The sequence below is a fragment of the Pseudomonas sp. NPDC089401 genome, assembly GCF_044749485.1.
GTDB lineage: Bacteria > Pseudomonadota > Gammaproteobacteria > Pseudomonadales > Pseudomonadaceae > Aquipseudomonas.
The window spans coordinates 660,900-673,852 of record NZ_JBIVIA010000003.1 but is presented as its reverse complement, the minus strand read 5'-3'; the positions used below and the strand labels follow the sequence as shown (position 1 = coordinate 673,852).

11 protein-coding genes are annotated in these 12,953 nt (G+C 64.1%); 2 read left to right on the top strand and 9 right to left on the bottom strand.

Annotated features, from left to right (window positions below; all coding sequences use genetic code 11):
- Window positions 1-307: 307 nt before the first annotated feature.
- Entirely contained in the window at window positions 308-595 is a 288-nt protein-coding gene (locus ACIP21_RS10430) for a DUF3303 domain-containing protein (RefSeq protein ID WP_400687058.1), read from the top strand.
- 19 nt (window positions 596-614) lie between these two features.
- On the opposite strand, the gene ACIP21_RS10425 is transcribed toward ACIP21_RS10430, so the two are convergent.
- From ACIP21_RS10425 to ACIP21_RS10395, 7 genes are all read right to left on the bottom strand, one after another.
- Window positions 615-1,079, bottom strand: coding sequence for a DUF1348 family protein (locus tag ACIP21_RS10425; RefSeq protein WP_400687056.1), 465 nt, complete (start codon window positions 1,077-1,079; stop codon window positions 615-617).
- 117 nt (window positions 1,080-1,196) lie between these two features.
- Window positions 1,197-1,928, bottom strand: a complete 732-nt coding sequence (locus ACIP21_RS10420; protein WP_400687054.1) for a zeta toxin family protein — start codon at window positions 1,926-1,928, stop codon at window positions 1,197-1,199.
- The gene (locus ACIP21_RS10415) at window positions 1,925-2,194 is read right to left on the bottom strand and encodes a hypothetical protein (RefSeq protein ID WP_400687052.1); all 270 of its coding nucleotides are present in this window, start codon (window positions 2,192-2,194) and stop codon (window positions 1,925-1,927) included. The genes ACIP21_RS10420 and ACIP21_RS10415 overlap by 4 nt, the downstream gene beginning before the upstream one ends.
- 230 nt (window positions 2,195-2,424) lie before the next feature.
- Window positions 2,425-3,228, bottom strand: a complete 804-nt coding sequence (dkgB, locus tag ACIP21_RS10410) for a 2,5-didehydrogluconate reductase DkgB (protein WP_400687050.1) — start codon at window positions 3,226-3,228, stop codon at window positions 2,425-2,427.
- Between the two features lie 182 nt (window positions 3,229-3,410).
- Complete coding sequence (locus tag ACIP21_RS10405; RefSeq protein ID WP_400687048.1) at window positions 3,411-4,979, bottom strand: hypothetical protein; 1,569 nt, start codon at window positions 4,977-4,979, stop codon at window positions 3,411-3,413.
- Window positions 4,980-5,105: 126 nt separating this feature from the next.
- On the bottom strand, window positions 5,106-5,600 hold the full coding sequence (locus ACIP21_RS10400; RefSeq protein ID WP_400687047.1) for a DUF934 domain-containing protein: 495 nt from the start codon (window positions 5,598-5,600) through the stop codon (window positions 5,106-5,108).
- Window positions 5,584-7,236 carry a nitrite/sulfite reductase gene (locus ACIP21_RS10395; RefSeq protein WP_400687045.1) on the bottom strand — a complete coding sequence of 551 codons (1,653 nt, stop codon included), beginning with the start codon at window positions 7,234-7,236 and terminating at the stop codon, window positions 5,584-5,586. Before ACIP21_RS10395 ends, ACIP21_RS10400 begins: the two co-directional genes overlap by 17 nt.
- A gap of 214 nt (window positions 7,237-7,450) precedes the next feature.
- Between ACIP21_RS10395 and ACIP21_RS10390 the strand changes: the two genes are divergently transcribed.
- Window positions 7,451-8,530 carry an ABC transporter substrate-binding protein gene (locus ACIP21_RS10390; RefSeq protein WP_400687043.1) on the top strand — a complete coding sequence of 360 codons (1,080 nt, stop codon included), beginning with the start codon at window positions 7,451-7,453 and terminating at the stop codon, window positions 8,528-8,530.
- 275 nt (window positions 8,531-8,805) lie between these two features.
- On the opposite strand, the gene ACIP21_RS10385 is transcribed toward ACIP21_RS10390, so the two are convergent.
- Window positions 8,806-9,024, bottom strand: a complete 219-nt coding sequence (locus ACIP21_RS10385) for a DUF2970 domain-containing protein (RefSeq protein ID WP_400687041.1) — start codon at window positions 9,022-9,024, stop codon at window positions 8,806-8,808.
- Window positions 9,025-9,182: 158 nt separating this feature from the next.
- Complete coding sequence (metH, locus tag ACIP21_RS10380; protein WP_400687039.1) at window positions 9,183-12,890, bottom strand: methionine synthase; 3,708 nt, start codon at window positions 12,888-12,890, stop codon at window positions 9,183-9,185.
- Window positions 12,891-12,953: the final 63 nt, after the last annotated feature.

The window sequence follows — 12,953 nt, the reverse complement described above, 5'->3', positions numbered from 1 at the left end:
ATTGCCCGAGAGAGGTTATCCAGCTGGGTAATGCCTGTCTCGCGTCGAACAGGCACCCACTGTCGCGATTCGGACATCCATGGAAATCCTGTGGTGGCCCCTTCGCGGGTGAACCCGCTCCCACAGGTACAGTGTTGCCCTCGGGCCTGATGCTCACCTTGTGGGAGCGGGGCAGGATTCCGACAGCCAGCGAGGCAATCGGTGGCCCATCCTGCTATGCCTAAACATGCGCATTCACTCACCCCCGGCCCCGGCGCCCCCCGGGCGAGCGTACCGCAAAGGTGCCGAACCACTTGGGAGGTGCCCCATGCTGTTCATCATTCACTGGACCATCGCCCCGGAAAACCGCAACGCTGCCATGGCCCGCTTCGCCAAGACCGGCGGTGCGGCGCCCGCCGGCCTCAAGGTGCTGGGCCGCTGGCACGCCGTGGGGCAATTGCTGGGGTTTGCCGTGGCCGAAAGCGATGACTTGAACCCCGTCCTGCAATGGACCCTGGACTGGAGCGACCTGATGCAGATGCAGGTCTACCCGGCGTTGACCGACGAGCAGACTGCGCCAATGTTGATGGCTGCGGTCAGCAAGATGACCATCTGACAGCGCCGTGGCCGGCCGATCACAGCCCCAGGTCGCTGAGCCCTGGGTGATCGTCCGGTCGCCGGCCCAGCGGCCAGCGGAACTTGCGCTCGGCCTCGCTGATCGGGTGCTCGTTGATGCTCGAATGGCGGTGCTGCATCAGGCCATCCTCGGCGAATTCCCAGTTCTCGTTGCCATAGGCACGGAACCACTGGCCGCTGTCGTCGTGGTATTCGTAGGCGTAGCGCACGGCGATGCGGTTGCCAGTGAAGGCCCAGAGTTCCTTGATCAGGCGGTACTCCAGTTCGTGGTTCCACTTGCGCAGCAGAAAGGCCTCGACCTCGGCCCGGCCGCGGGGGAATTCCACGCGGTTGCGCCATACGGTGTCGACGGTGTAGGCCTGGGCCACCTTGGCAGCGTCACGGCTGTTCCAGCCATCCTCGGCGAGGCGGACCTTCTGGACGGCGGTATCAAAGGTGAAGGGAGGGAGAGGTGGGCGGGACATGGACGGGGCTCCTTGGGCGTCTTTGGCTGGGAATAGCGTAGTACGCGGGTGGGAGGCCGGGGATCAGTGCGGGTGGCATTTCATGATTGCGCAGAGAGAAATGAAAAGCGGGTTGCCTCAGGTCTCTGCTTCGTCCACGTAGGCATCGAAGAACCAGTCGGGTATCTCTTCGGTGCGATAATCGAGCGCGGCCCCGTCCGTGATTTCTGCCAGCCAGACGGCGCGCTCACCCGAGTTGTCGAATACATAGGCGCGGTTGCTGGCTGCGATAGCATCCGGCAGCAGGTCCAGCGCCCGGGTATAGCGCTTCCTGACGAGGTCCGGCCTGACCGGGTGGCCGCCCTCGCGGACGCGAATATTGACCCGGTCGATATTGATCTCGGGATTCTCCGTCGAGACGAAATACAGGTAAGTGCGATAGCCCCGTGCTTGAGCGTCGTGCATGAACGCCACCTTGCTGGGATGGGACATGACCGTTTCGAAACTGAAGCTTGAACCGCCTTCGAGCAGATTCTGGCGAATCATGTCCGACAGCACGGAGGCGAAGTAGGAGTTCACCGCGACCTGCCGATAATCGACCCTGGAACCTTGTACGCCCAGCATCGTGGCTTGATGGGTCAGCTGTTTCTGCCTGATCAGGTAATGACCAGCGTGAAAGGAAACCAGCTCGGGTAGGGATGGCTCGATACCGAAAGGGGCCAGGTCGATGAAGCCCGTGTCAGTGGCTTCCCTTTCCAATTCATCGGCATTGACGAATATCCGCGTCAGGGCCGCAGGCAGTTCGGCTTTGATCGTACTTTTGCCAGAGCCATTGGGGCCGGCAAACACCCGAAGCCTGGGCGCCTTCACTGGGTCGGGGTCTCGCTGACCTTCCTCACGCTGATCGTTTCGCCGACCTTGACCTTGCGCCGGGGTTTGGCCTTGGCGACGATGGTCTTGGCCCCCTCGGCAGATACCCGAACGAGGTGGCCGTCATCGGTGCGCAGCACGCCACGCTGGCTCACCTTCAAGGCGCGCAGGTAGGCGGCATGGGTTGCCTCGCTGGCCAGCTCCGGGATCGAAGCCTCCAGGGCGTCCAGCTCGTGCTCGGTGACAGACTTGGCTTTGACAGCCATGGGTAGATACCTCCAGACAACCTGAAACAGATTGTATGCATCAGAGGCATCATAGCGTTGGCACGGCAAAAAGGCATCAGTGGATGGCATGGCGACGGTCCGGGAAAGAGGTCGGTCCTCAGTCTGGCACAAAGGCGCTTTCCGATGTTCTCTGTGCTATGTAGGCCAATTCTGCGTTTGCCTCTGCAACGTTGCGGCTGCCCAGGGCAGCCGCGCGCTGAGCACTGCATTCAGTCCCAGACCGGCGCCAGTCCTTCAGGGCTGACTTCGCGACCATTGCGCTCGAGCGTGGCGATGCGCGCCATGTCGTCGGCATCCAGGCGCAGGCCCTGGGCAAGCAGGTTGCTGGCCAGATTCTCGCGCTTGGTCGAGGACGGGATCACTGCGTAGCCCAGCTGCAGGGCCCAGGCCAGGGCGACCTGGGCGACGGTGGCCTTGTGCTTGGCGGCGATCTCGGCCAGTAGTGGGTCTTTCAGGACCTTGCCGTAGGCCAGGGTCATGTACGAAGTGACGGTGATGCCTTGTTCCTTGAGGAACGCGGTCAGCTTGGCGTTCTGCAGGTACGGGCTGAGCTCGATCTGGTTGGTGGCGATCTCGCCCTGGCCGACCACGGCGATGGCCTGGCGGGTCAGCTCGATGTTGAAGTTGGACACGCCGATCTGGCGGGTCAGGCCCAGCTGCTTGGCCTCGGCCAGAGCTTGCATGTATTCGGCCAGTTCGACGCCGTTGCCCGGTGCCGGCCAGTGGATCAGCAGCAGGTCGACATGATCGGTGCGCAGCTTCTGCAGGCTCTCGCGCAGGCTCGGCAGCAGCTTGTCGGCGGCGTAGTTTTCGACCCAGATCTTGGTGGTGATGAACAGCTCGCTGCGCGCTACGCCGCTCTCGGCGATGGCCTGGCCGACGTCGGCTTCGTTCTTGTAGATCTGCGCGGTGTCGATGGCCCGGTAACCCAGTTCGAGGGCGGCCTTGACCGAGTCGATGACGGTTTGGCCGGTGAGGCGGAAGGTACCGAGGCCGAAGGATGGAATGCTCATGTGATCAGCTCCTGATGAATGAAGATCGCGCCGAGCGGGGTGCTCGGCTTCGATGACTATTCGAGTGAGAAGCAGTGTGCGGGTTTCGGCAGTCTTGATTAAGACGGGGCACGGTCAAGGTCATTTGACCAGGGGTCACGAATGAGCCGGTTGACCGTGCAAATGCGGCAACGTGAAACCTGTCAGTCCTGGATCAGTGCCGGGTTGGATTGCAGCAGCCACAGGTGGCTCATGTCCTGCACCTGCTGCTCCAGGTTGGAATGCGCGCCGATGCGGCGGGCCTCACGGTCCTCGCGCAGCAGTGCATCGAGCACGCCCAGCAGATCGCGCTGCTTGCTGCTGGAGGCGTTGTTGTCGACGTCCGAGAGCTCGATGCCTTTCTGGTAGGTGCGGACACGTTCCTTCTGGATCGCCAGCTGCGTCACGCTGGCCTCGGTCAGCACGCCGTTGCTGAAGCCCAGGCGGGTGGTGCTGCTGGACTGGTCGTCGACCTCGTGGTAGCGGTAGTTCTGCGATTCGCTGTCACGGGTCAGCTGCAGGTCTACCAGCGGGTTGAGCCCCTCGTGCCAGGCGGCCTTGAGGTTGGCCTGTTGCTGCTGCTCGACGGTCAGGTCGTTGCCGCCTTTGATCCGGGTCGACTGCGAGACCTGGTACTTGAAGCTGTCTTGCTCGTCCTGCTTGAGCGGGTTGGGCTGCTGCGTGGCCTGGCTGATCGAGGCGTCGAAGTCGGCCAGGCCGCTGAGCAGCAGGCGGCTGTTGCTGTCCACGGCGGTTGCCGCATGGGCTGCGCCCTTGTTGTCATCGACGCTGTTCAGTTGGCTGAAAGCGTCCTTGAACAGGCTCATCAGCTGCTCATCGCCATGGCCACGTTTTTGCGCGGCATCGAACTGCGTCAGGTAATTGGCCACCGCCGCCTGGCGCTGGGCCTGGCTGCCCAGCAGCACGCCGCCCTGGGTATCGAGGCTCATCTTCACTTCACCGCTCGGGCCTTGCAGTTTCAGGCTGCGGGCCTGGTCGTCCATGCGCAGTTCGAAGGTCTGCTTGTCGCCGCTGCTGGTTTCCAGCTGCGCATTCAACTGCAGGCCGGTGAACAGGCTGGGGTCGAGCTTGACCAGTGCGCCGAGCTCGAGGCTGGGGGGCTCCTGGGTCAGGCCGTTGATGGCTGACTGGAAACTGTTGGCAAGGTTCGCCAGGCCGGCGAGTTCCTTGGCATTGAGCGTACCGCCTTGTACCTGCGCGTCCACGGCCAGGCCCTGGTCGCTGCTGTACAGGCCCAGGGTCACGGTGGCGCCGGAGGCGGTGGTGAGGTTGAGGGTGATGCTGTTGCTGGCGTACTCGCGCAGGCGTGACTGCTGCAGGCCGAGCATCAGCTCGTTGGGTGCCGAGGCATCGCTCACCAGCAGCCCGGACTGGGCGACGGTCTGGCCGCCATTGGCCGCCAGCTGCGCCAACAGCGCCGCCCCCAGGCCCTGGAAGCGCGCGCTGGTCGAACCCGTCTGCACGGCGCTGGCCATGTACTGGCTGAGCTTGTCGACAGCGGGCGTTTCCCAGATGTAGCGGCTGGCGGTGCTTTCTTGCGTGCCTTTGGCGGAGTAGAGCTCGCTGGGCGTGCTGACCGATTGCTGGCCGAGGATCACCTGTGTGCTGACGCGTGCCACCGTGCCGGCGATCTGGGCGGCGTTCATCTGCGATGTGGCTGTGGGCGCGATCTGGACGGTGGGGGGGCGAACGGCACTAATCGGGTTCATCATCGGCAATCCATGCGAGTTTTATGGGTATCCAGGCTATCGGCGAGTGCTAGGGAAACCTGAGGGAGCCTGCAGGCACAAACGAAACGGCCCGCCAGAAGGCGGGCCGTCAGGCGCAGCGGGTGACGATCAGCGGCGGCGGAACAGCGGCAGCGGCTCGTCGGTGGCGCCCTGGTAGGTCACCGAGAAGTCCTTGAGGCTCTGCAGCGCGTCTTCCGGGTCCTTGTCGGCTCGGATGGCGAACGCGTCGAAGCCGCAGCGGGCCATGAAGAACAGCTGGTCGCGCAGCACGTCGCCGATGGCGCGCAGCTCGCCCTTGAAGCCGTAGCGGTCACGCAGCAGGCGCGCGTTGGAATAGTTGCGCCCGTCGGTGAAGGCCGGGAAGTTCAGGGCGATAACCTGGAAGTGCTGCACGTGCTCGCCGATTTCTTCCGCTTCCTCGTCGCTGTCCAGCCACACGCCCAGGCCGCCGTCGCGGGCCTTGAGCACGTGGGCGTGGTCGCGCCACATCTGCAGCGGGACGATGTAGTCGTCGCAGTTGCTCAGCTCATCGAACGAGAAGTCCTTGGGCAACAGGTGCCAGGTTTCGTCGACGATCTGGTTGTTCTTAATGATTCGCTGCATAGACGCGTTCCTTGAAGGGGTCGATGCCGATACGCTGGTAGGTGTCGATGAAACGCTCTTCCTCGGTACGTTGTTCGACGTACACGGCGATCAGCTTCTCGATCACATCAGCCATGGCGTCCTGGGCGAAGGACGGGCCGAGGATCTTGCCCAGGCTCGCGTCGCGCGCGGCGTTGCCGCCCAGCGACACCTGGTAGAACTCCTCGCCCTTCTTGTCCACGCCGAGGATGCCGATATGGCCGACGTGGTGGTGGCCACAGGCGTTCATGCAGCCGGAGATGTTCAGGTCGATCTCGCCGATGTCGAACAGGTAGTCCAGGTCGTCGAAACGGCGCTGGATGGATTCGGCGATCGGGATCGACTTGGCGTTGGCCAGCGAGCAGTAGTCACCGCCCGGGCAGCAGATGATGTCGGTCAACAGGCCGATGTTCGGCGTGGCGAAGCCGCCCTCGCGCAGTTCCATCCACAGTGCGTGCAGCTGGCGCTGCTCGACGTCGGCGAGGATGATGTTCTGCTCGTGGGAGGTGCGCAGGTAGCCGAAGCTGTAGCGTTCGGCGAGGTCCGCCACGGCGTCCAGCTGCTTGTCGGTCAGGTCGCCCGGGGCGACGCCGGTAGGCTTGAGCGACAGGGTCACGGCGACGTAGCCCGGGCGCTTGTGGGCGCGGGTGTTGCGCGAGCGCCAGCGGGCGAAGCCTGGGAACTCGGCGTCCTGGGCGCTGTAGTCGAGGTTGTCGAGGGCCAGGTACTCTGGGTCGACGAAGTGGCGCGAAACGCGCTGCACTTCATCTTCGGTCAGGGTGGTGCTGCCGCCACGCAGGTGGGCCATTTCGGCCTCGACCTTCTCGGCGAACACTTCCGGGGTCAGGGCCTTGACCAGGATCTTGATCCGCGCCTTGTACTTGTTGTCACGGCGACCGTAACGGTTGTACACGCGCAGGATGGCGTCGAGGTAGCTGATCAGGTCCTGCCACGGCAGGAACTCGTTGATGAACGAGCCGACCACCGGGGTACGGCCCAGGCCACCGCCGACCAGCACGCGGAAGCCCAGTTCACCGGCAGCGTTGCGCACCGGCTCCAGGCCGATGTCGTGCACTTCGATGGCGGCGCGGTCTTCCTTCGAGCCGTTGATGGCAATCTTGAACTTGCGCGGCAGGTAGGCGAATTCCGGGTGGAAGGTGGTCCACTGGCGGACGATCTCGCACCACGGGCGTGGGTCGATGATCTCGTCTGCGGCGACACCGGCGAACTGGTCGGTGGTGGTGTTGCGCAGGCAGTTGCCGCTGGTCTGGATCGCGTGCATCTGCACGGTGGCCAGCTCGGCGAGGATGTCCGGGATGTCTTCCAGCGCCGGCCAGTTGTACTGCACGTTCTGGCGGGTGGAGATATGGGCATAGCCCTTGTCGTAGTCGCGGGCGATCTTGGCCAGGGTGCGGACCTGGGTGGCGTTCAGCTGGCCGTACGGCACGGCGACACGCAGCATCGGCGCGAAACGTTGGATGTAGAGGCCGTTCTGCAGGCGCAGAGGGCGGAATTCTTCTTCGCTCAGCTCACCGGCCAGGTAGCGGCGGGTCTGATCACGGAACTGCTTGACGCGGTCCTCGATGATCCGCTGATCGTACTCGTCGTATACGTACATAAAAGTCCTGTCTCAGGCTGCATGCAGCTATTCGCGCGCACGGCCGCGCACTCCGGTTCGGAGCCGGGGAACGATAGCAGGTTGGGTTTATGCGCTAAAGTGATGTTTTTGCATATGAAAAGAACCAAACGAACTAAGTGAGACTGACTGGCATTTGTTACCCCCAGGGCGCGCGGGGTTTATACTTGTCGGTTTGTTTCAAAGGGTATTTCCCATGCTCAAGGCGCTGTGCCAAGGCGTGTGCCTGAGCCTGCCGCTGGTAGCCTGCGCGCAGGCCGCTTCGGTGGTGTTTCTCAACCCTGGCCAGTCCGGCGAGACCTTCTGGGCCAGTTATTCGCGTTTCATGCAGGCAGCCGCCGACGAGCTGGGCATGACCCTGCGCGTGGAATACAGCGAGCGCGATGCCGCACGGGCGATGGTCCAGGCACGGACGATCCTCGACAGCCCGCAGCGGCCCGATTACCTGGTGCTGGTCAACGAGCAGTACGTGGCGCCGGAAATCATCCGCCTGTCGCGGGGCTCCGGGGTCAAGCTGTTCCTGGTCAACAACGGCCTCACCAGCAGCCAGGCCAGCAGCATCCAGGCCCAGCCGGAGAAGTACGCGCCCGTGCTGGGGACGCTGACCGCCAACGATGAGCAGGCCGGTTTTCGCATGCTGCACGACATGGTCGCGCTGCTGCCGCGCGACGACAACGAGCCGATCGACCTGGTGGCGTTCGCCGGGGTCAAGACCACGCCGGCCTCGCAGCTGCGCGAGGAGGGCATGCGCCGCGCCCTGGCCGACTTCCCCCAGGTGCGCCTGCGCCAGGTGGTGTATGGCGCCTGGAACCGCGAGCGCGCCTACCAGCAGGCGCAGCAGCTGCTGCAACGCTACCCCAAGGTCAAGCTGGTCTGGTCGGCCAACGACCAGATGGCCCTCGGCGCCATGCAGGCGTTCGAGGAAGCCGGGCGCAAGCCGGGGCGCGACCTGGTGTTCAGCGCCATCAACGGTTCGCCCGACGCCTTGCGCGCGCGCATCGATGGGCGCCTGGGCGTGCTCATGGGCGGGCACACCACCCTCGGCGGCTGGGCCATGGTGTTGCTGCATGACGATGCCCTTGGCCTTGAGATCAACCGCGACGGCAAGCGTGACCATATCCTGCCGGTGCTGCAGCCGATCGACCAGGCCAAGGCACGGCGTTGGCTCAAGCTGCTGGAACGCGACGACTACGGCGTCGATTTCCAGCATTACAGCGCCCAAGGACGCCCGCCGGGTTACCAGTATCCGTTCCTCACGTCACCCGTCGACTATTGAAAGACCCTGCTTGAGCAAAGGGCATTGCTCGTCTTAACTGCTGGTTGTGAAGTGCATTCCCATAACCACTACAAGAGGCAATGCAATGGGAAACTCTACCAAAGTCCGCAAAGCTGACAGCAGCGTCGATGCCTGGGCGATCCTCTGCCTGATCGTCCTGGTGGTGGTCACTGCCGTGTATTGGGTCAGCCACCAGTGACTTGAAACTCAAGACCGTGATGCAAGCAGAGCGCCTGGGGGAGGGATCCCCCAGGCGTTTTCATTGTGCGGCGCGTTCAGCGGGCGGTGAGGTGCAGGGCCAGTTGCACCAGGCCGATCAGCACGGCGATGAATGCCAGGGTGAACAGGGTGCCCATGACGATGAAGTGGCTGGCCTTGCCATGGGTGAAGTCGCGTGCGCGGTTCTTGCCGCTCTGCACGCCGAAGGCGGCGGCGAGGATGCTGTGCAGCATCTGCCAGAAGGTCGGGGGCTTGCCTTGGCTGGAATCGTCCATGGTGGCTCCTGAGGAATCGGAGGCAATCAGGGACAGTGTAGGCAATCGGAGGGAGGTTGCCTGTGCTGGCCTCTTCGCGGGTAAACCCGCTCCCACAGCCGTGAGAGCGGTGCGGTCCCTGTGGGAGCGGGTTCACCCGCGAAGAAGCCGACGCGGTGTTAGCTGTCGTACCCGAGGTTAGGCGCCAGCCAGCGCTCGCTCACGCTGACATCCTGGCCTTTACGCGCGCTGTAACGCTCGATCTGGTCCTTGTCGACCTTGCCCACGGCAAAGTACTGCGCCTGCGGGTGGGCGAAGTACCAGCCGCTGACCGCCGCCGCCGGGAACATGGCGAAGTGTTCGGTGAGGAACACGCCGCTGGGCCCGGTTTCGCCGATGGCGGTGCCATCGAGCAGGCGGAACAGGGTTTCCTTCTCGGTGTGGTCCGGGCAGGCCGGATAGCCCGGGGCAGGGCGGATGCCGCTGTACTGCTCCTTGATCAGCGCCTCGTTGTCCAGCTGCTCGTCGCTGGCATAACCCCAGTGCTCTTTGCGCACCTGCTCGTGCAGCCATTCGGCGCAGGCCTCGGCCAGGCGGTCGGCCAGGGCCTTGACCATGATCGAGCTGTAGTCGTCGCCCTTGTCCTGGTAGGCCTTGGCCACTTCCTCGGCGCCGATGCCGGCGGTGGTGATGAAGCCGCCGACGTAGTCGGTGACGCCGCTGGCCTTGGGCGCGACGAAGTCGGCCAGGGACAGGTTCGGCTTGCCGTCGGGCTTGATGGTCTGCTGGCGCAGGTGGTGCAGGGTGGCCAGGGCCTGGCCGTCGGCGCCGTACACCTCGATGTCGTCATCGGCGACCTGGTTGGCTGGCCAGAAGCCGAACACCGCACGGGCGCTGATCAGCTTTTCGTCGATCAGCTTGTCGAGCATCTCGCGGGCATCCTTGTACAGCGCCGTGGCCGCCTCGCCGACCACTTCGTCGGTGAGGATGCGTGGGAACTTGCCGGCCAGGTCCCAGGAGATGAAGAACGGGGTCCAGTCGATGTACTCGGCCAGGGTGCGCAGGTCGATGTCGTCCAGCACCTTGACGCCAGTGAAGGTGGGCGCCACTGGCTGGTGGCCGGCCCAGTCGAACTGCGGCTTGGTCGCCACCGCCTGGGCGTAGCTCAGGCGCTCGGTGCGGGCGCTGCGGTTGGCGGTGCGCTCGCGCACTTCCACATAGTCCTGGCGGGTTTTTTCGACGAAGCCAGGCTTGAGTTCCTTCGACAGCAGCTGGGTGGCCACGCCCACGGCGCGCGAGGCGTCGGTGACGTAGACGACCGCGTCGTTGCTGTACTTGGGTTCGATCTTGACCGCGGTGTGCGCCTTGGAGGTGGTGGCGCCACCGATCATCAGCGGCAGGTGGAAGTCCTGGCGCTGCATCTCGCGGGCGACGTGGACCATCTCGTCCAGCGAAGGGGTGATCAGGCCGGACAGGCCGATGATGTCGCACTTCTGTTCGCGGGCGGTCTGCAGGATCTTCTCGGCCGGTACCATCACGCCGAGGTCGACGATGTCGTAGCCGTTGCAGCCGAGCACCACGCCGACGATGTTCTTGCCGATGTCGTGCACGTCGCCCTTGACCGTGGCCATGAGGATCTTGCCCTTGGCTTCGGGCTTGTCGCCTTTCTCGGCTTCGATGAACGGGATCAGGTGGGCCACCGCCTGCTTCATCACGCGGGCCGACTTGACGACTTGGGGCAGGAACATCTTGCCGGCGCCGAACAGGTCGCCGACCACGTTCATGCCGTTCATCAGCGGGCCTTCGATGACCTCGATCGGCCGTGCGCATTGCTGGCGGCATTCTTCGGTGTCTTCGACGATGAAGGCAGTGATGCCCTTGACCAGCGCGTGTTCCAGGCGCTTGGCAACCGGCAGCGAGCGCCACTCTTCGTTTTCCACTTCCTTGGTGGCGCCGCCGCCCTTGTAGTCGTCGGCGATCGCCAGCAGGGCGTCGGTGCCGTGCGGGGTGCGGTTGAGCACCACGTCCTCGACCTTCTCGCGCAGGGCAGCCGGGATCTCGTCGTAGATCTCCAGCTGGCCGGCGTTGACGATACCCATGGTCAGGCCATTCTGGATCGCATGGTAGAGGAACACCGAGTGGATCGCCTCGCGCACCGGGTTGTTGCCGCGGAACGAGAACGACACGTTGGACACGCCGCCCGAGCTCAGGGCGTGGGGCAGGTGGTCACGGATGAAGGCACAGGCTTCGATGAAGTCGACGGCGTAGTTGTTGTGCTCTTCGATGCCGGTGGCGACGGCGAAGATGTTCGGGTCGAAGATGATGTCTTCCGGCGGGAAGCCCACTTCGTTGACCAGGATGTCGTAGCTGCGCTGGCAGATCTCTTTCTTGCGCGCGGCGGTGTCGGCCTGGCCGACCTCGTCGAAGGCCATCACCACCACGGCGGCGCCATAGCGCTTGCACAGGCGGGCGTGGTGCTTGAACTGCTCGACGCCTTCCTTCATGGAGATCGAGTTGACGATGCCCTTGCCCTGGATGCACTTGAGGCCCGCCTCGATCACTTCCCACTTGGAGGAGTCGATCATGATCGGCACGCGGGAGATGTCCGGCTCACCGGCGATCAGGTTGAGGAAACGGACCATGGCGGCCTGGGAATCGAGCATCCCTTCGTCCATGTTGATGTCGATCACCTGGGCGCCGGCCTCGACCTGCTGCAGGGCCACTTCCAGGGCCTCGGTGTAGTTCTCTTCACGGATCAGCCGGGCGAACTTGGCGGAGCCGGTGATGTTGGTGCGCTCGCCGACGTTGACGAACAGCGACTGGCGGTCGATGGTGAACGGCTCCAGGCCCGACAGGCGGCAGGCCTTGGCGATCTCCGGGATCTGGCGTGGCTTGTACTTGGCCACGGCCTCGGCGATGGCCTGGATGTGGCCCGGGGTGGTGCCGCAGCAACCGCCGATGATGTTGAGGAAGCCACTGGCGGCGAATTCCTCGACCACCGCGGCCATCTCGGCCGGGGTTTCGTCGTATTCACCGAAGGCGTTTGGCAGGCCGGCGTTGGGGTGGGCGGACACGTGGGTGTCGGCCTTGGTCGCCAGCTCCTCCAGGTACGGGCGCAGGTCCTTGGCGCCGAGGGCGCAGTTCAGGCCCACGGAAATCGGCTTGGCGTGACGCACCGAGTTCCAGAACGCTTCGGTGGTCTGGCCCGAGAGGGTACGGCCGGAGGCGTCGGTGATGGTGCCGGAGATCATGATCGGCAGTTCGACGTTGTCGTCTTCGAACACCTGCTGCACGGCGAAGATCGCCGCCTTGGCGTTGAGGGTGTCGAAGATGGTCTCGATCAGGATCAGGTCGGCGCCGCCCTCGATCAGGCCGCGGGTGGCCTCGATGTAGTTTTCCACCAGCTCGTCGAAGGTGACGTTGCGGTAGCCGGGGTCGTTGACGTCCGGGGAGATCGAGCAGGTGCGGCTGGTCGGGCCGAGCACGCCGGCGACGAAGCGCGGTTTGTCCGGGGTTTCCAGGGTCTTGGCGTCGGCCACCTGGCGGGCGATGCGCGCGCCTTCGACGTTCAGCTCGTACACCAGCGATTCCATGCCGTAGTCGGCCTGGGAAATCTGCGTAGCGTTGAAGGTGTTGGTTTCGAGGATGTCGGCGCCGGCATCCAGGTAGGCTTTCTCGATGGCGGCGATCACGTCCGGGCGGCTGAGCAGCAGCAGGTCGTTGTTGCCTTTCACGTCGCTTGGCCAATCGGCGAAGCGCGTGCCACGATAGTCGTGTTCCTCGAGGCGGTAGCTTTGGATCATAGTACCCATGCCGCCGTCGAGGATCAGGATGCGCTCTTGGAGTGCGTGCTGGAGTGCTTGGAGACGAGCGCTGCGGTCGGACATAGGAACTACCTGGTCGGGCAAATATCAGAAGGTGCCGAATCATAACAAAGCTGCGCGGATTTT